Here is a 17,233-nt window from a genome sequence, read left to right as displayed (position 1 = left end):
CCGCGGCGAAGCCGCGGCCAAGAACACAGCCCCGACCCTTCCCGAAACCTCTGGCCCGGAACTGCTTGAAGAAGCCTCACACAGCGAAGTCCAGAAGAGGCTGTGCGTTGCTGGGGTGCCTCAGCTTGGAGAGGGACTCCTTTTCGAGTTGGCGGATGCGCTCCCGGGTGAGGCCCAGGTGCTTGCCGATCTCGTCCAGGGTGCGCGGGGTGCCGTCGTAGAGGCCGAAGCGCATGGACATGATCTTGGCTTCGCGGGGTGACAGGACGCCGAGGGCGCGGCGGAGCTGGTCGGCCATGAGCTGGCGGTCGACGAGCTCGGAGGCCTCGACGCTGTCGGTGTCCTCGATGAGGTCGCCGATGCGGGTCTCGCCGTCCTCGCCGATCGTGGAGTCGAGGCTGATCGGCTGGCGGCTGGTACGCAGCAGTTCGCGCACCTGCTCGGGGCTCTTGCCCATCTCGACGGCGAGCTCCTCGGCGGTGGGCTCCCGGCCGAGCTTCTGGTGCATGTCCCGCTCGATGCGGCTGAGCTTGCTCAGCAGCTCCAGGACGTGCACGGGCAGGCGGATGGTCCTGGCCGAGTCGGCGAAGCCGCGCTGGATGGCCTGGCGGATCCACCACATGGCGTAGGTCGAGAACTTGTAGCCCTTGGAGTAGTCGAACTTCTCCACGGCGCGGATCAGGCCGAGGTTGCCCTCCTGGACGACGTCCAGCAGCGACAGGCCCCGGTCGGAGTACTTCTTGGCGACCGACACCACGAGCCGGAGGTTGGCCTCCAGCATGTGGGCCTTGGCCCGCTGGCCGTCCTCGGCGACCCATTCCAGCTCGGCGCGCTGCTGCCCGGACATGCGGGCGGGCGCGTTCTCCAGCTTGTACTCGGCGTACAGGCCGGCCTCGATCCGCTTGGCGAGGTCCACTTCCTGCTCGGCGGTGAGGAGCTGGCGGCGGCCGATGGCCTTCAGGTAGGTGTGGACGGAGTCGCCCATCACCGAGGTGTTGTCGTCGAGGTCGCGGGTGCTGACCTCCTCGGTCTCCTCCTCCTCGGCGCTGTTCGGGTCGAACTCGGAGTCGTCGTCGCCGAGTTCGGCGGCGCGGGCGGCGTCGTCGCCGGCCTTGGCCGGCGTGGTGGCCGGGGTGGTCGTGGTCTTGCGGGCGGTCCGGCCGGCGGACGCCGTCCTGCGGGTAGTCTTCTTCGTGGGCTTGGCGTCGTCACCGCCGTTGCCGTCGTCGCCGAGGCGCACTCCGCTCTCGGTCAGCTCCTTGAGCAGGGACCGGCCGCGGGTGGCGGAGATCCCGGCCTCCTCGAAAGCCTCGCGGACCTCGGTGAGCGACAGATGCCCCCGGGACTTGCCCAGTTCCAGCAGGTCCGCGAGGTGCGCAGCCGCGCCGGTGGCGGCTCCGCTGTCAGTGCGAGTCCCGTTTTCCACGGGCGGGGCCGTCGTTGCCTTACGAGGCATGGGGTCCGACCCTCCCTTCTGACGAGGTCCGAAATATGCCTTTTGGGCACGTATCCGAAACGGTGGACCGTGTCCAGGATGTTCCCGACCAGCGAAAACCTTGACCCGGGCGGCTTGTGGCCAGGGATCGGCGGATTCGCGCGACTCGATCGGTTTCCCGGCTGCATCAGGTATAACGCCCGGGTAATACGTATGATTCCGGAGTCCGCCCCGAGGTTGACCGGTGTGGCGCGATTCTCACCCCGGGGTGAGACCTGCCTTCCCGTCAGGCGCGGCCCGCAACGCCTCGCGGTCGGGCTTCCCCGAGGGCAGCAGCGGGAGCTCGGCGCGGATCTCCAGCTCGCGCGGCGCGGCGTGGGCGGGCATCTCGGCGCGGACGAGGCCGCGCAACTCCTCCAGCGTGACGGGTCCGTCGGCGACGACCACGGCGGTCACCCGCGCACCCCACTCGGGGTCGGCCCGGCCCACGACGACGGCCTCGCGGACCGAAGGATGCCGCGAGACGATCTCGGCCACGGCCCCGGCGACGACCTTCTCCCCACCGGTGTTGATCACGTCGTCGATCCGGCCGAGCACGCGCAGGCGGCCGTCCTCGAACGCGCCGAGGTCCTGCGTGGTGAACCACGGGCCCGTCCGGCGCTCGGCGAACCGGTACCCGGAGAACAGGACGGGGCCGGCCAGCGAGATCCGTCCGTCCTCGCCGAGGGAGACCTCGACGCCCTCCAGGGGGACGCCGTCGTAGACGCAGCCCCCGCTGGTCTCGCTCATCCCGTAGGTGGTGAAGATCCTTGCGCCGCGTCCGCGCGCCTCCGCCAGCAGCGCGGAGGGCGCGGCGGCCCCGCCGAGCAGGATCGAGGCATAAGAGGCGAGGTCGGCTTCCACGTCCAGAAGGCGCCGTAGTTGGGTCGGCACCAGCGACACGTGAACCTCCCCGGCCTTGGCGACCTCCATGAGGTCGAACCCGGGATGGATCACCGGGGGCGCCCCGGACAGCAGCGCCCGCACCAGCACCTGGACGCCGGCGATGTGCGAGGTGGGCAGGCAGCACAGCCACGGTGCGTCCTGCGCGCCGACCCGGGCGAGCGTCGAGCGCGCCGACGACTCCAGCGCCGACGCCGCCAGCTCCACGATCTTGGGACGCCCCGTGGACCCCGAGGTCGCGATGAGCACCGCCGCGTCCGTCGGCACCCCGCCCTCCAGCGCGTGCACCCCCGAGGAGTCCACCAGCGCGGCGGGCCTGGCGGCCTCCACAAGCGCCCGCAGCGCCGGTTCCGGGGTTCCCGGGGCCACCGGCAAGAGGGCGGGCCCGCTCCCGTCCAGCGCGGCCGTCAGCGCCGTCAGCAGGGCAGGTCCGGGCGGCAGGACCACGGCGTGCACGGCTCTCATGATGCGATCAGGCTACCTCTGGCCGAACGCGGCCCGGAAAGGCGGTGTAATAGGGGCCATGGTCTCAGAGAACTTCGACGCCGCAGCCTGGAAGGAAGTCGACGGATTCGACTTCACGGACATCACCTACCACCGGTCGGTGGACCAGGGCACGGTGCGGATCGCCTTCGACAGGCCTGAGGTGCGCAACGCCTTCCGCCCCCACACCGTCGACGAGCTGTACCGGGCGTTCGACCACGCCCGCCTGTCCCCCGACGTCGGCGTGATCCTGCTGACCGGCAACGGGCCGTCGCCCAAGGACGGCGTCCACGCGTTCTGCTCCGGCGGCGACCAGCGCATCCGCGGCAAGGACGGCTACAAGTACTCCGAGGGCGAGACCTCCGCCGGGATCGATCCGGCCCGCGCCGGGCGGCTGCACATCCTTGAGGTGCAGCGCCTCATCCGCTTCATGGGCAAGGTCGTCATCTGCGTGGTGAACGGCTGGGCCGCGGGCGGAGGGCACAGCCTGCACGTCGTGTCCGACCTCACCCTCGCCTCCAGGGAGCACGCGCGGTTCAAGCAGACCGACGCCGACGTCGCGAGCTTCGACGGCGGCTTCGGCTCGGCCTACCTGGCCCGTCAGGTCGGCCAGAAGTTCGCCCGCGAGATCTTCTTCCTCGGCGACGAGTACTCGGCCGAGGATGCCCACCGCATGGGCATGGTCAACGCCGTCGTCCCGCACGCCGAGCTGGAGAAGACCGCCCTGGAATGGGCCGGGAAGATCAACGCCAAGTCGCCGACGGCGCAGCGCATGCTGAAGTTCGCCTTCAACCTGATCGACGACGGCCTGGTCGGCCAGCAGGTCTTCGCCGGGGAGGCCACCCGCCTGGCCTACGGCACGGACGAGGCCGCCGAGGGCCGCGACTCCTTCCTGGAGAAGCGCGACCCCGACTGGTCGCCCTACCCCTGGCACGGCTGATGCGGGCCTTCTCCATCCCGATGCGCACCCGGTTCCGGGGGCTGACGCGCCGGGACGGCGCACTGATCCACGGACCGGCGGGATGGGGGGAGTTCTCCCCTTTCGCCGAGTACGGCCCCGCCGAGGCCGCCCGCTGGCTGGCCGCCGCCCGCGAAGCGGCCTTCACCGGCTTCCCCGTGCCGCTGCGCGACCGGATCCCGGTGAACGTCACGGTCCCGGCGACCGACCCCGAGCACGCCTGGAAGATCACCGCCGAGGGCGGCTGCCGCACGGCCAAGGTCAAGGTCGCCGAGAAGGGCCAGACCGACGCCGACGACCTCGCGCGGGTCGAGGCGGTGCGCGACGCGATCGGACCGGGCGGTAAGGTCCGCATCGACGTCAACGGCGCGTGGGACGTCGAGCGGGCCGTCCGGATGATCGGACTGCTCGACAGGTTCGATCTGGAGTACGTCGAGCAGCCTTGCGCTACGGTCGAGGAGCTCGCCGCGGTGCGCAGGCGCGTGAACGTGCCCATCGCGGCGGACGAGTCGATCCGCCGCGCCGAGGACCCGTTCCGTGTCGTGGCCGCCGAGGCCGCCGACATCGCGGTGCTCAAGGTGCAGCCGCTCGGCGGCGTCGCCCCCGCGCTGGAGATCGCCGCGGCGATCGGCCTGCCCGTGGTGGTGTCGAGCGCGGTCGAGACCTCGGTCGGGCTCGCGGCAGGGCTCGCCCTGGCCGCGGCGCTGCCGGAGCTGCCGCACGCGTGCGGGCTGGCGACGCTCAGCCTGCTGGAAGGCGACGTGACCGGCGATCCGCTGGTCGTGGAGGACGGGGAGATCGCCGTCCGCCGTCCCGAGGTGGATCTCGCGGCGCTCGCGCGCCACCAGGTCGACCCTGCGGCCTGGCGGCGGCGTGCGGAGGAAGCGGAGAGAGCATGAACCCGGCGACGGCGCTGGCGACGGTCCTGGTGGACGAGCTGCTGCGGGGCGGGATGACCGACGCGGTCCTCGCCCCGGGTTCGCGCTCGGCCCCACTGGCCCTGGCCTTGGACGCCGCGGAGCGCGCGGGCCGGATGCGCCTGCACGTCCGGGTGGACGAGCGGTCGGCGTCGTTCCTCGGCCTCGGACTGGCCAAGCGGACAGGCCGGCCCGTCGCCCTCGTGTGCACCTCCGGGACTGCGGCGGCGAACTTCCACCCTGCGATCATCGAGGCCTCGGAGTCGTCGGTCCCGCTCGTCGTCCTCACCGCCGACCGGCCGCCGGAGCTGCGCGGCACCGGCGCGAACCAGACCATCGACCAGGTGAAGCTGTACGGCTCGGCCGTCCGGTGGACGTGCGAGGTCGGGGTGCCCGAGGAGCGGCCCGGGATGGTCGCCTACTGGCGGTCCATGGCCAGCCGCGGCTACGCCGCCGCCCTTTCGCCCGACCCCGGGCCGGTCCACCTGAACGTGGCCTTCCGCGAGCCGCTGATCCCGAGCGGCGACGACACGTGGTGCGAGCCCCTCGACCCGGGCGACGCGGGCGTGTGGACGCGGGTCCGGGAGAGCGCGCCCGGCTCGGTGCTGCACGTGCCGCCCACGCGGCGCGGGGTCCTGGTCGTCGGCGACGGGGCCGTCAACGTCAAGCGGTACGTCGCGGCGGCCTCGATGGCGGGCTGGCCGGTGCTGTCGGAGCCGATAGGCAACGGACGGTACGGCGACCACGCCATGTCCTCCCACCACTTCCTGCTCGGCGTGCCGGAGTTCGCCCGTGAGCACCAGCCGGACGTGGTGGTGACGCTCGGCAAGCCCGGGCTGTCCAAGCCGCTGCTGAGCATGCTGCGCCGCGCGCAGGAGCACATCGTTGTCACCCCCACCCTCGCGCGCTGGCCCGATCCCGTCCGTTCGGCCACCCAGGTCGCCCAGGAGGTGGAGATCCCCGTGGTCTCCGGTGACGACGGCTGGCTGCGGTCGTGGCGCGCCGCCGACCAGGCTGCCTCCGCCGCCGTCGACAGGGTGCTGGACGAGAGCGAGGAGGTGACCGAGCCGCGGCTCGCCCGCGACCTCGTGGCCACCATCCCGGGCGGCTCGCTGCTGCTCACGTCGGCGAGCATGCCGGTGCGCGACCTCGACCAGACGATGCGCCCGCGCCGCGGCCTGCGCATCCTCGCCAACCGGGGCGCTTCGGGCATCGACGGCCTGGTCTCGACCGCCATCGGCATGGCCCTCGGGCACAGCGGGAGGTCGTATGCCCTGCTGGGCGACCTGTCGTTCCTGCACGACCAGAACGGGCTCCTGATCGGCCCCCGCGAAGCGCGTCCCGACCTCGCGCTCGTGGTGGTCAACAACGACGGCGGCGGGATCTTCTCGCTGCTACCGCAGGCAGCGCTGCGCGACCCGTTCGAGCGGGTCTTCGGCACGCCGCACGGCACCGACCTGGAGCGGATCGCCGCGGCCCACGGGATCCCGCACACGCTGCTGGAGTCCGCGGGGCAGCTCCCGCGCGCGCTGGCGGGCGACGGCCTGCGCATCGTCGAAGCGCGGACCGACCGGGAGAAGAACGCCCTTCTGCACGCGCGGATGCGCCAGGCGGCGCACGACGCGATCAAGGAAGCCCTGTGACCGGGTTTCGCCTTACTGCGTAAAGACGCTGGCCGGCCCGACGCCATAGGGGCTGCGGGCCGATCGGCGTCCGATCCCGGGGAAATCTCGGTCATCGCGCTGCGTTGCTTTACGTTGCGGAACGTGACTCCGGGTCGAGTCTGGCGCGGAAGGCCGCGGCGTCGGGCAGGAACCACGTCTGACGGCCCCGGTTGGATTCGGTGACGAACGCGCGGAGCGCCCGGCTCGCCGTCATCCGCTCCTCGATGTCGCCGATGATCGCGACGCCCACCCCGTACTGGGCGAACTTCTGGAGGACCTCGCCGGCCTCCCGCGTCGCCAGGTCGAAGAACGACGGGGCGAGCCGCCCCGCGGGCACCGCGACCCAGTCCGCTCGGGCGCCGAACGCGTCGCCGAGCAGCCCGATGACGTCGTCGAGGGGCGGGCCCTGGTCGGGGACGAACAGCACGGGGGTGCCGTGCACGTCGGTGGGCTCGGGGGCCGCTTCGGCCGTCATCACGCCTCCTCGGCGAAGGTCTGCACGAGATCGAGCAGGGCCGCGGTGTCGCGCAGGCCGCCCAGGACGACGATCTTCAGGGTGGCGCGGGCCGCGTCGTGGACGGTGTGGACGCGCAGGGGCGTCCCCGCGGGTTCGCGTCCCGAGACCGTCGCGGTGAGCAGGGTGGTGATCCGCTGCGCCGCGCGGGCGTCGACGCCCTCCAGGAGTGCGATCGTCGAGGCCTCGGTGTGCCGGGACACCGCCTCCGCGGCGGGTTCGGCGACGGGGGAGCCGGTGAACTCCTCGAGGTCGGCGCGGCTGATCCGGTACTGCTTGCCGATGCGCGCGGCCTTGAGGCGTCCGTCGCGGACGTAGCCGCGCACGGTGCGCACGTGCAGGCCGAGGAGTTCGGCCACCTCGTCGACCGCGTAGTACCGCTGAGCCATCATCGCCTTCCCTCACATCCGCTAACGCTCCCTAAACTACCTTAAGGATGTGGGCGATGGGGAAGTTCGGGGAGGGGTCAGTCGAGGAGGCGCCATCCGTCGTCGTCGTGGTCGTCATCGCAGCGGCGGTCCGCCACGACGAGGGAGACCTCGCCGCCGACCTGCCACTGCGCGCCGGCCGCGGGCTGCTGCTGGACGACGCCCCGGTCGCGGCCTCGCACGCACACCTCCTGGTAGCCGAACCCGGCCGCCGCGAGGCGGACCGCGGCCTCTTCCAGGGACAGCCCGACGACGTCGGGGACGGGCCGGGCCGTCGGCGCGGAGGGAGCCTGCGTGGTCGGGGCCTGGGTGGGCTGCGGCTTGGGCGTCGTCGGTCGGGGAGACGGGATCGCCGAGGTCGGTGTCGCCGTCGGGGTCGCCGTGGTGGGCGCCGAGACGGGGGTGTGCTGCCCGCGCGGAGTCGAGGTGGGCGTCACCGTGGTGCTCGCGGTGGCGGCCGGGGGCCGCTCGGGGCTGATGGAGAGGTTCTTGTCGGAGTCGTCGGCGTTCACCGCCGCGGCGAGCCCGATGACGGCGACCGCGCCCACGGGCACGGCGATCTTCAGCAGCAGCCGGCCCTGCCGGTTGCGGGTATGCGCTCCGATGGCGAATCCCCCCTTTCGCAGGAAGATCCTAGGGCATTCCGGATAAGTCCCGGCGGTGTATCGCCGCATCGCACGCCCGTCCCGCCCCGCGCTCCCCGTCGGCCCATGACGCATCGGGTGAGCTCGCGTACACGACGTGATCAAAGGGTCGGAATCCGGGAGAACGGCGCCGGTCAGACCGTGTCCGGCGCGGGCAGTGCGGCCGCGGTCAGCGCACCGAGCACGTGGTACAGCGTCGTCTGCGCCTCCTGGATGCGGTGCGGCGAGTCCGACGGGACCACGAACAGGTGCCGGACCGCGCCCGGCGCGGCCATGCCGCCGCCGTCGCAGCCCGCGAAGGCGACGGTGACCAGGCCGCGGCGGTCCGCCTCGTCCAACCCGCGCAGGACGCTCGGGGAGCCGCCGCTCGTGGAGAACGCGACCGCCGCGTCGCCGGGCCGGCCCAGCGCGGCGACCTGCCGCGCGAACACGACCTCGAAGCCGATGCCGTTGGCGAGCGCGGTGAGCGCGGCGGCGTCCTGCGGGAGGGCGAGGGCGGGCAGCGGACGCGCCGGGGAAGGCGGCGCGGCGAGCAGAGCCGCGAAGGCCCGTGCGTCGGCGGCGCTTCCCCCGTTTCCGAAAGCCAACAGCCTGCCTCCGGCCGCGAAGGCGGCGGCCAGATCCTGTGCGCAGGCCGCCAACGCCGCAGCGAACCTGTCGGCGAGCCCTTCCCGGAGCGCTGCGGACTCGGCGGCCTTGCGCGCGGCGGACCGCTCGGCTTCCGCGAGCAGGCCGGGCGTCCCGTCCGCCCCGGCCTCGGACCGGAACGGGTACAGCGCCTCCACGCCCCCGCTCACCGGAGTTCCTCCACCACGGCGAGGGCCTCGTCGGCGTGGATGAGGAGGAGGTCGCCGGGGCGGGCGTCGACGAGGGCGACGCTCACCTCCACCGGGCCCGCTCCGGTCTCTACGAGGGCACGGCCTCCGGGCCGCACTTCGTGGACCCTCGCCGCGATCGCGCCTTCGGCGCAGGTGAGGCACACCTCGCCCATGCAGTGCGGAACCGAGTCTTCACCGATCATCGGGCCCTCCGATGCCTCGGGCGGACGCGGCCTGTGCGAAGGCGCCTTCCGCGAGGAACACATGGACCAGCTCCCACAGGAGGTGGCAGGCGGTGACGTGGATCTCCCGGACGACGAGGGGGTCCGCGCAGTCCACGGCGAGCACGTGGTCGGCGGCCTCCCGCGCGGCCACGCCCTCCCCGCCGACGAGCGCGACGGTGAGGGCCCCGGCCGCCCTCGCCGCGGCGAGGCAGCGCAGCACGGCGGGCTCGTCCCCGTCGGCGGCGAGGCCGAGCGCGATGTCCGAGGGCCCGGCGAGGGGCCGCAGGCGGGCGGCGAGCGCGTCGTGCGGGCCGACGCCGGGGCCGTCGCACGTGGCGCTCGCGCCCAGCGCGACGGCGGGCAGCGCCCGCCTGCCGACGGCCGCGGGGTGGGCGAACTCGACGGCCACGTGCGCCGCGTCCGCGGCGGCGAGCCCGGTCCCGAAGGCGAGCAGCAGCCCCCCGCGCCGGAACCGCTCGGCCATCGCCCGGCAGGCCAGCGCGATCCGCGCCCCCTCCCTCCCCAGCACCAGCCCCTGCTCCCCCCGCCGCCCGAGCAACTCTCGCGCCAGCCCCTCCCCACCCCTCACCACCCCCACCCCCCTCGACCACCGCAAGCAGCCGCCTCGCAGGCGACGTCCGCGCGGTCAGCGCCCACAGGACGCTCCCACCCTTGGCCTTCTTGGGCGGTGGGGGTGCGGGTCGGGGGCTCGTGGAGGAGGGGATGCGGGGGGAGGGGCGGCAGGTTGCGGACGGGGTCTCCCTTCACGGCTCTCCCCCTTGCGCGGAAGCCCCGGCGACGGCGGCGAGGCGGACATGGACCCAGGTCACCTGCTGTAGTCGGTGTCCTACCTGTCGTGGTCTCGGGTGAAACCTGGGAGTCGGCCGTCAGGTCTGCTCGATGAGCATCACCGCGGACGTGCCGGGCGCCAACGCCTCGAAGACGTGCTGCGTGTCGCCCGGGTAGGCGACGTAGTCGCCGGGGCCCAGCTCGACCGGGGCGTCGACCGGTCCGACGAGCGCCCTGCCTTCGGCGAGGACGACGTGCTCGCGCACGCCGGCCTGGTGGGGAGTCGTGGTGCGGCGGGCCGCGCCGGGCTCGGCGACGATCCGGAAGAGGTCACGCCGGGCGCCGGGCGGACACGGCGACAGGAGGGCGACGCCGTACGGCGCCTCCTCGGACCGCGTGTAGGGCCCCTCTCCCGCGCGGATCACCCGGATCGGGGTCGGCGGCGGCTCCACCAGGCGGCTGAACGGGACCTCGAGGGCGAGGCTGAGCGACCAGAGCGTCTCCACGCTCGGGTTCCCCGTGCCCGACTCCAGCTGGGAGAGCGTGGACTTGGCGAGTTTCGCCCGGCGGGCCAGCTCGGTGAGCGAGTAGCCGGCGCGCTCGCGCTCGCGGCGCAGCGAGAAGGCGATGGTCGTGATGATGTCCGGGGTGCTGATCGTCGGGCTCCTGTTCGCTGGGATGGCGTCGAAGCCCAGGCCCGCCCGCTGTGGCGGTCGGCCGCGCTCGCCGGTCGTTCGATGCAGGCTTCCACATGTTCGATTTGACGAACACCGCTGCACTGTTCAATCTATTGCTCATGTGTTCGTTCTGGCGAACGATGGACCGCGGCACGCTCCGCGACATCGGCCTGGTGTCCGTCGCCGACGCCCTCGTGGGCGTCTCCTTCGGCGCGCTCGCGACCGCGGGCGGGCTGCCACTGTGGGTGCCGGTGTCCATGTCGGTCCTGGTGTTCGCCGGGGGCGCGCAGTTCGCGGCGCTGGGCATCGTGCTCGCGGGGGGCGGCGCGGTCGCCGCGGTGGTGACGGCCCTGGTGCTCAACGCGAGGCTGCTCCCGTTCGGGCTGGCCGCCGCCGACGTCTTCGAGGGGCGGCCGTGGCGGAGGCTGGTCGGCGCGCATCTGCTCACCGACGAGTCGCTGGCCTTCACCTTGCGGCACACCGATCCACGCCAGCGGAAGATGGCCTTCTGGGTGTGCGGGATCGCCCTGTTCGTCGTGTGGAACGCGGCCGTGGTCGTCGGCGCCTACGCGGGCGGCGTCCTGGACGACGTCGACTCCCTCGGCCTGGACGCGGCGTTTCCCGCGGTGCTGCTGGCGCTGGTGATGCCGGCCCTGGGCGATCGCGGCACCAGGGGCCTCGCGCTCGCCGGGACCGCGGTCGCGCTGGCCGCCACCCCGCTGCTGCCACCCGGACTGCCGGTGCTGCTGGCGCCGGCCGCCGCCGTTCCGCTGCTGATCCTGCGCGCGCGCCGCGCGCGGACGTCCTGATGGGGGCCGCCATGCCGCTGCTCGCCGTGCTCGCGCTCGCCGCGGGCACCTACGCCTTCCGCGTCGCGGGGCCGCTCGCCGCGCGCCGCTTCGATCTGGAGCGACTGCGCACCCCGCTGGTCGCCGCGGCCGTGGTCCTGCTTCTCGCGCTCGCGGTGACCTCGGCCGTCGCGGACGGAAAGGAGTTCGCCGGATGGGCGCGTCCTTCGGGCGTCGCCGTGGCCGCCGTCCTCGCCTGGCGCGGGGCCTCGTTCGTCCTCGTGGTCCTGGCCGCCGCCGCGGTCACCGCGGGCCTGCGCCTGCTGGGCGTCCCATGAAACGCAGCGGGGCCCGTCCGGAGTCACCGGACGGGCCCAGCCACACGATGCGGCGCGATGTGCGGGGTCGCCTCTCGGCGAAAGGCACAACACGGCTCCAGCCGAACGGTATTCCGTGAAGGCTATAGATGGGGCCCGGGGACACCCGAGTCACATCGGCCACGTCCTGTTCAACCACGCCCCCCTGCCCGATGTTCCCGCCCCCGCCCCGCATTTTTTCCGGGCCCGGTCCGCTCCCGATGGGGGAGAGGCGGGTGGGTGTCCGGTGGGTGGACGGGGAGGAGCGGGGGCGGGGTGAGGGCGGGTGAGGGCATTGTCGGTGTGGTCGGTGAGCTGCGAGAATGCGCGCATGATCGATCGGAAGCCCATCGAATGTTGGTTGTCGGACATGGACGGGGTCCTCGTGCACGAGGGGCGGCCCGTCCCGGGGGCGGAGGCCTTCATCGCCAAGGTGGTGGAGTCGGGGAAGCGGTTCCTCGTCCTCACCAACAACTCCATCTACACGCCGCGGGACCTCTCGGCGCGGCTGGCGTCGGCGGGGTTGAACATCGCGCCGGAGATGATCTGGACGTCGGCGCTGGCGACGGCGAAGTTCCTGAACGACCAGCGCCCCCACGGGACGGCTTATGTCATAGGGGAATCCGGGCTGACGACCGCGTTGCACGAGGTCGGCTACATACTGACCGATCTCAATCCGGAATACGTGGTCCTCGGGGAGACCCGGAACTACAGTTTCGACCAGATCACCCGGGCGGTGCGCCTGATCGAGGGCGGGGCGCGTTTCATCTGCACCAATCCCGACCCGATCGGCCCCTCCCAGGAGGGTTCGCTGCCCGCGTGCGGCGCGGTCGCGGCGATGATCACCAAGGCGACCGGGGTCGAGCCGTACTTCGTCGGCAAGCCGAATCCGCTGATGATGCGCAGCGCGATCCGCCAGGTCGCCGGGCACAGCGAGTCGACGGCGATGATCGGCGACCGGATGGACACCGACGTGGTCGCGGGCATGGAGGCGGGCCTGGAGACGATCCTCGTGCTCACCGGGGTGACCCGCCAGCACGAGATCGAGCGGTTCCCCTACCGTCCGTCACGGATCGTGGACTCTGTGGCCGACCTCATGGACCTCATCGAGTGAGACTTCTTAGACCCTGAGGGAAGAACCTTGAACACCCCCGGCCCGGGAGAAAAGTACTTATTGGTACCTCATAACGGTTGTCGGTGACCTGGTGAAATCGCCGGTTCCGCGTCGATAACCTCCGAACCACTTCGAGTTCTGGTGGCGACGGGGGGACGCGGTGCCGGCGATTGAGGATTGCCTGACGCAGGTCATGGCGATCCCGGGTGCCCGCGCCGCGGATCTGCTGGAGATCTCCGCGGGCCTTTCGATCGCCTCACTGGGCGCGGAGGACGAGGCCGCCGAACGGGCGGCGGGCGCCTCGGAACTCGTGCGGACCGTCCTTTCCAGCCCGGCCTTCAGCTCGGCCGCCACCGGTGACGAGATCGAGGAGATCACCGTCAGCGGCACGGCAGGCCATCATCTCCTCGCGCTGGTCACCACCGCGACGGACGCCAGGCTCTGCCTGCATCTGGCGCTCGACGCCGAGCGGGGCAACATCGCGCTGGCCCGGCACAGGATGCGGGACGTGGTCCGCGATCTGGCGGTGGGATGAGGCAGATCCGCGCCCAGCTGGAGAGACTCGCCCGCGACCAGGCCACGGGCACGCTCCTCCTCGGCGACGACGGAGCCTTCCATTTCCTCGACGGGGCCGTCGTGCACGCCGAGACGGGTCTGGCCCCCAGCCTGTACGACCTCCTGACGGCGTCGGGACGCCTCAGCGAGCAGGGCTGGGAACTGCTGCGGAGAACGGGCCCCGGGCATGGCCCCGCCACTCCGGCCCGTCTCACCAGCGCCGAACTCGAGGCGCACGCGCTCATCCAGCTGTTCGACGCGGCGTTCTTCCTGCTGCGCTCGGCGCACGAGCCGGAGTTCCACGGGGGCAGGAGCGCGTACTGGCCGGAGTGCCTCGCGGTCGATCCGGTGACGCTCTGCGTGGAGACCCGCCGCCGCAGGGGCCTGCTCGACGAGGTGTGGCCCTCGGCGCTCGCCGATGACGGCCCGGTCGAGCCGGTGCGCAGGCTGCGCCGCCAGCGGGTGGTCCTCACCGGTCTCCAGATGGAGATCCTGCTCAACGCCGACGGGCGCAAGACCCCGTCCGGGCTCGCGCGGGAGCTCGGACGGACCCGTTTCGGGTGCACTCTCGCCGTCCGCGGCCTCGTGGCCTCCGCGCTCGTCCGAGAGCCCGAGGCCGCCGCCGGGGCCGACCCGGCGCCGCGGGGCGGCATCGGGGGCGCGCCTCTGGGGAGCGGGGGAGCGCCGCCGTTCGGCGGGCCGACGAAGTGGGCCGAGGCCGATCTCGTCTTGCTGACACAGCTACACGACGCGCTGAGGGAGCTGGAATGAGCGAAGAACGGATCTTCCGAGAACTGCACGAGCTCCGGCGCAGGGTGCCGGACCTGACCGGTTCCCTGGTCGCCACCTGCGACGGCTTCCTCGTCGCGAGCGACCTGCCGGACCTCGTGGAACCCGACGGGATGGCCGCGATGACCGCGACCGAGCTTTCCCTGTCGGACCGTGTCGCCCGCACCGCGGCCGACGGCGCCTTCGAGGAGGTCGTCATCCGCAACAGCGGCGGGCACGTCGCGATTTACGCCGTGGGGCCCACCGCGGCCTTGGCGATCCTGGCCGGTCCGGGGGTCACCCTCGGCCGGCTGCACCTGGAGGCCAGGCCCGTCGCGCGGGCCATCGAGGCCTTCCTGCCAGAACAGTCAAAGGAAAGGACGAACAATGTCGAACCTGGACCAGTCTCTCAAGGAGATGATGTCGATCGATGGCGCCCTCGGCGTGGCGATCGTCGACTACAGCAGTGGCATGGCGCTCGGAGTGCTCGGTAGCACCAAGACGCTCGACCTGCAGATCGCCGCGGCGGGCAACACCGAGGTGGTCCGCGCGAAGATGCGCACGATCGAGCAGCTCGGCCTCAAGGAGGCCATCGAGGACATCCTGATCACCCTCGACAAGCAGTACCACATCATCCGCCCGCTCACGAGCCGGAGCGGGCAGGGCCTGTTCATGTACGCGGCCCTCGATCGTGGGCGCGCCAACCTGGCCCTCGCCCGGCACCACCTGCGCCGCATCGAGGAGAACATCGAGATCTGACCTCCTCGTCGTCGGGTCTACGGGCCGACCCGTGCCGCCCCGCCCCCTTGCCGACCCCGGGGGGCGGGGCCCTTCGCCGTCCGGGCCTCAGCCGCTCCTCCGCCACTCCTCCGCCACTCCTCGGACTCGGCCGCTCCTACTTCGCCCCGCGACGGGTTCCGCCTGCCTGCCCGCCCGTGCGCGCGCTCTCGCGGCTCAGAGGGCCGACGTCAGGTAGAGGACGGAGAGGGCGCAGGCGAGGGCGCCGAGCAGGAGGCGGAGCGCGCGTTCGGGCATCCGGGGCTGGAGCCGGGCTCCGGTGTAGCCGCCGACGAGCCCGCCCAGGCCGCAGGCGAGCCCGATCGTCCAGTGTGGGGCGATGTCGCCGGTGGTCGCGAACGACAGGGCAAGGTAGGTGAGGGCGCCCGCGACCGACGTGACGAAGGTCGAGGCGAGCGCGGCCGGCGCGACGCGGGAGAGGGGCAGGCCCCGCCCGGCGAGGACGGGGCCGAGGATCGATCCGCCGCCGATGCCGTAGATCCCGCCGATGACCCCGACGCCGAGGGCCATGCCGGAGATCGCGCCGGCGGACGGCTCCGTGCCGCCCCCGCCCGGCGCGGCGGACGGCCGCAGGGTCCGGTACACCAGCCAGAGGCCCAGGGGCAGCAGGAAGGCTCCGACGAGGATCCGGAACACCCGGGGTCCGGGCAGGAAGAAGACGCGGATCACCGCGCCGATGACGACCCCGGGCAGGGTGCCGAGGACCAGGAGGCGGGTGAGGGGCCCGCCGAGCGTGCCGCGCCGGTGGTAGCGGATCAGCGCTCCGGGTCCGGAGACGACGTTGTAGAGCAGGTTGGTCGGGGTCACCGCTGGGTTCGGCACGTGCAGGACGCTGAGCTGCACCGGGAGCAGGAAGACAGCTCCGGAGACGCCGACGGGGGCCGTCACGACGGAGATGAGCGCCCCGGCGAGGAATCCGAGCAGATGGTTCTCCAACCGGGACGCTCCTTTTCCTGTCTTATCGACAGGAAAACTACTACACCTGGGCGTTCTCCGTTCTGCGGGCGAACAGCACCGCCGCCGCGGCCAGCGCCGCGCACGCCGCGCACACCAGCCACACGGTGACGTACGCGCCCTCGGTCGGGGTGTCGCCGAGCGCCATGGTGGCGAGGATCGAGGCGATCACGCCGCCCGCCACCGCGCCGCCGATGGACTTCACGTTGTTGTAGAGGGCCGTGAGCACGCCGGTGCGGCTCGGGTCGGCGGCCTCGACGATCACCGTGGGCATCGCGCCGAGCGCGAGCCCCGCGCCGAAGCCCATGAACATCTTGGCGACGATCATCTGCCAGAGCTCGTCGTGCAGGACGACCTGGAAGAAGATGCCTCCGGCGATGAGGCCGAACGACAGCATCAGCGCGGGCCGGTACCCCAGGGCGCCCGCGATCCGGGCGGTGAACCCCGAGCCGATGACGGCCAGCACCGTCGCGGGCAGCGCCATGAGCGACAGGTTCAGCGAGGTCAGCCCGAAGCCGTAGCCGTCGGTCGCCGGGTCGGCCGCCAGGAAGGTCGTGTCGGGGGTCTGGATGCCGAAGAACACGACGCCGAAGAGGAACGACACCGCGAAGAACGGCGCGATCCTCCGGTCGGCCATGGCCCGCAGGTCCACCAGCGGGTCCGCGGTGCCCAGCTCCATCCGCGCCCACACCGCGAGCAGGGCGAGGCCGCCGAGCAGCGGGCCGAGCGTCCAGCCGGAGATCCAGCCTTCGGTCTCGGCCCGGGAGACGCCGAACAGGACGGCGATCATCGACAGGCCGAGCAGGGTGATGCCGGGCCAGTCGGCGCGGCCCGTGGCGCGCGGGACGCTCTCGGGCACCTTGAGGAACGAGAGCGGGATGCAGATCAGGGTGAGAGCCGCGGGCAGCAGCAGCGCCACCTGGACGTTCCCCACGGCCTCGTGGACCGCGCCCATGATGACGGCGCCGAGCAGCCCGCCGAAGGTGAGCGACCCGACGAGCCGGGCGATCGCGTGGCGCGCCTTGTCCTCGGGCAGCCGGTCCTTGACCAGCGCCACCTCCAGCGGCAGCAGCGCGGCGAGCGCCCCCTGGAGCACCCGGCCGACGAGCAGGAGCTGCAGGTTCGGCGCGACCGCGACGAGCACGGTGCCCGCCGCGAACATGATCAGGGCGATCCGCAGCATTCTGCGGTGGCCGTGCAGGTCGCCGAGCCGGCCGAAGGTCGGGACGCAGACGGCGGCGGACAGGAGCTGGAGTGAGATCACCCAGTTGAGCGCGGAGTCCGACACGCCGTGGTGCTCGCCCAGGTCCGGCAGGAGGGGGGTGATGCCGCCCTGGAGGAAGCCGCTGGTGATCTCGAAGAAGACGAGGATGCCGACGACGGCGCTCACCGTCGCCTCCTTCAGGT

Annotated in this window: 21 protein-coding genes; 10 read left to right on the top strand and 11 right to left on the bottom strand. The window is 72.5% G+C overall.

The window, feature by feature from the left end; genetic code table 11:
* Positions 1–76 precede the first annotated feature (76 nt).
* On the bottom strand, positions 77–1,456 hold the full coding sequence (locus ACYVOM_RS37170; RefSeq protein ID WP_460308303.1) for an RNA polymerase sigma factor: 1,380 nt from the start codon (positions 1,454–1,456) through the stop codon (positions 77–79).
* Between the two features lie 237 nt (positions 1,457–1,693).
* Entirely contained in the window at positions 1,694–2,842 is a 1,149-nt protein-coding gene (locus tag ACYVOM_RS37165) for an AMP-binding protein (RefSeq protein WP_460308302.1), read from the bottom strand.
* 58 nt (positions 2,843–2,900) lie between these two features.
* On the opposite strand from ACYVOM_RS37165, the gene ACYVOM_RS37160 reads away from it, so the two are divergent.
* From ACYVOM_RS37160 to menD, 3 genes are read left to right on the top strand one after another with little or no spacing between them, the layout of a single operon-like run.
* Positions 2,901–3,800: a 1,4-dihydroxy-2-naphthoyl-CoA synthase gene (locus ACYVOM_RS37160; protein WP_460308301.1), complete on the top strand. Its 900-nt coding sequence runs from the start codon at positions 2,901–2,903 to the stop codon at positions 3,798–3,800.
* Positions 3,800–4,717, top strand: coding sequence for an o-succinylbenzoate synthase (locus ACYVOM_RS37155; RefSeq protein WP_460308300.1), 918 nt, complete (start codon positions 3,800–3,802; stop codon positions 4,715–4,717). Before ACYVOM_RS37160 ends, ACYVOM_RS37155 begins: the two co-directional genes overlap by 1 nt.
* Positions 4,714–6,378 carry a 2-succinyl-5-enolpyruvyl-6-hydroxy-3-cyclohexene-1-carboxylic-acid synthase gene (gene menD / locus ACYVOM_RS37150; RefSeq protein WP_460308299.1) on the top strand — a complete coding sequence of 555 codons (1,665 nt, stop codon included), beginning with the start codon at positions 4,714–4,716 and terminating at the stop codon, positions 6,376–6,378. The genes ACYVOM_RS37155 and menD overlap by 4 nt, the downstream gene beginning before the upstream one ends.
* Before the next feature lie 109 nt (positions 6,379–6,487).
* Here menD and ACYVOM_RS37145 read toward each other — a convergent pair whose 3' ends face one another.
* The 7 genes from ACYVOM_RS37145 to ACYVOM_RS37115 all read right to left on the bottom strand — a co-directional run bounded on the left by ACYVOM_RS37145 (position 6,488) and on the right by ACYVOM_RS37115 (position 10,595).
* A complete protein-coding gene (locus ACYVOM_RS37145) occupies positions 6,488–6,874 on the bottom strand; it encodes a DUF4180 domain-containing protein (RefSeq protein ID WP_460308298.1) in 387 nt (128 codons plus the stop codon).
* Complete coding sequence (locus ACYVOM_RS37140) at positions 6,874–7,305, bottom strand: helix-turn-helix domain-containing protein (RefSeq protein ID WP_460308297.1); 432 nt, start codon at positions 7,303–7,305, stop codon at positions 6,874–6,876. The genes ACYVOM_RS37145 and ACYVOM_RS37140 overlap by 1 nt, the downstream gene beginning before the upstream one ends.
* 74 nt (positions 7,306–7,379) lie before the next feature.
* Complete coding sequence (locus ACYVOM_RS37135) at positions 7,380–8,015, bottom strand: PASTA domain-containing protein (RefSeq protein WP_460308296.1); 636 nt, start codon at positions 8,013–8,015, stop codon at positions 7,380–7,382.
* Between the two features lie 104 nt (positions 8,016–8,119).
* Entirely contained in the window at positions 8,120–8,782 is a 663-nt protein-coding gene (locus tag ACYVOM_RS37130) for a D-sedoheptulose-7-phosphate isomerase (RefSeq protein ID WP_460308295.1), read from the bottom strand.
* Positions 8,779–9,006 carry a HypC/HybG/HupF family hydrogenase formation chaperone gene (locus ACYVOM_RS37125; protein ID WP_460308294.1) on the bottom strand — a complete coding sequence of 76 codons (228 nt, stop codon included), beginning with the start codon at positions 9,004–9,006 and terminating at the stop codon, positions 8,779–8,781. The genes ACYVOM_RS37130 and ACYVOM_RS37125 overlap by 4 nt, the downstream gene beginning before the upstream one ends.
* Complete coding sequence (locus tag ACYVOM_RS37120; protein ID WP_460308293.1) at positions 8,996–9,556, bottom strand: SIS domain-containing protein; 561 nt, start codon at positions 9,554–9,556, stop codon at positions 8,996–8,998. Before ACYVOM_RS37120 ends, ACYVOM_RS37125 begins: the two co-directional genes overlap by 11 nt.
* Before the next feature lie 358 nt (positions 9,557–9,914).
* Positions 9,915–10,595: a helix-turn-helix domain-containing protein gene (locus ACYVOM_RS37115; protein WP_460308292.1), complete on the bottom strand. Its 681-nt coding sequence runs from the start codon at positions 10,593–10,595 to the stop codon at positions 9,915–9,917.
* Positions 10,596–10,633: 38 nt separating this feature from the next.
* Between ACYVOM_RS37115 and ACYVOM_RS37110 the strand changes: the two genes are divergently transcribed.
* From ACYVOM_RS37110 to ACYVOM_RS37080, 7 genes are all read left to right on the top strand, one after another.
* Positions 10,634–11,302, top strand: coding sequence for an AzlC family ABC transporter permease (locus ACYVOM_RS37110; protein ID WP_460308291.1), 669 nt, complete (start codon positions 10,634–10,636; stop codon positions 11,300–11,302).
* On the top strand, positions 11,302–11,619 hold the full coding sequence (locus ACYVOM_RS37105) for an AzlD domain-containing protein (RefSeq protein ID WP_460308290.1): 318 nt from the start codon (positions 11,302–11,304) through the stop codon (positions 11,617–11,619). Before ACYVOM_RS37110 ends, ACYVOM_RS37105 begins: the two co-directional genes overlap by 1 nt.
* Positions 11,620–11,968: 349 nt before the next feature.
* Positions 11,969–12,751: an HAD-IIA family hydrolase gene (locus ACYVOM_RS37100; RefSeq protein ID WP_460308289.1), complete on the top strand. Its 783-nt coding sequence runs from the start codon at positions 11,969–11,971 to the stop codon at positions 12,749–12,751.
* Between the two features lie 193 nt (positions 12,752–12,944).
* The gene (locus tag ACYVOM_RS37095; RefSeq protein ID WP_460308288.1) at positions 12,945–13,286 is read left to right on the top strand and encodes a hypothetical protein; all 342 of its coding nucleotides are present in this window, start codon (positions 12,945–12,947) and stop codon (positions 13,284–13,286) included.
* On the top strand, positions 13,283–14,077 hold the full coding sequence (locus ACYVOM_RS37090) for a hypothetical protein (protein WP_460308287.1): 795 nt from the start codon (positions 13,283–13,285) through the stop codon (positions 14,075–14,077). Before ACYVOM_RS37095 ends, ACYVOM_RS37090 begins: the two co-directional genes overlap by 4 nt.
* The gene (locus ACYVOM_RS37085; protein ID WP_460308286.1) at positions 14,074–14,568 is read left to right on the top strand and encodes a roadblock/LC7 domain-containing protein; all 495 of its coding nucleotides are present in this window, start codon (positions 14,074–14,076) and stop codon (positions 14,566–14,568) included. Before ACYVOM_RS37090 ends, ACYVOM_RS37085 begins: the two co-directional genes overlap by 4 nt.
* Positions 14,462–14,833: a hypothetical protein gene (locus tag ACYVOM_RS37080; protein WP_460308285.1), complete on the top strand. Its 372-nt coding sequence runs from the start codon at positions 14,462–14,464 to the stop codon at positions 14,831–14,833. Before ACYVOM_RS37085 ends, ACYVOM_RS37080 begins: the two co-directional genes overlap by 107 nt.
* 195 nt (positions 14,834–15,028) lie before the next feature.
* Here the strand turns inward: ACYVOM_RS37080 and ACYVOM_RS37075 are convergent, their stop codons facing one another.
* The gene (locus ACYVOM_RS37075) at positions 15,029–15,808 is read right to left on the bottom strand and encodes a sulfite exporter TauE/SafE family protein (RefSeq protein ID WP_460308284.1); all 780 of its coding nucleotides are present in this window, start codon (positions 15,806–15,808) and stop codon (positions 15,029–15,031) included.
* A gap of 40 nt (positions 15,809–15,848) precedes the next feature.
* Positions 15,849–17,216 (bottom strand): MFS transporter, encoded by a 1,368-nt coding sequence (locus tag ACYVOM_RS37070; protein WP_460308283.1) that lies wholly within the window; start codon positions 17,214–17,216, stop codon positions 15,849–15,851.
* Between the last annotated feature and the right edge of the window lie 17 nt (positions 17,217–17,233).

It is taken from the genome of Actinocorallia aurea (assembly GCF_054783995.1).
The sequence above is the reverse complement of the archived record's forward strand: the minus strand, read 5'-3'. Positions and strand labels throughout refer to the sequence as shown.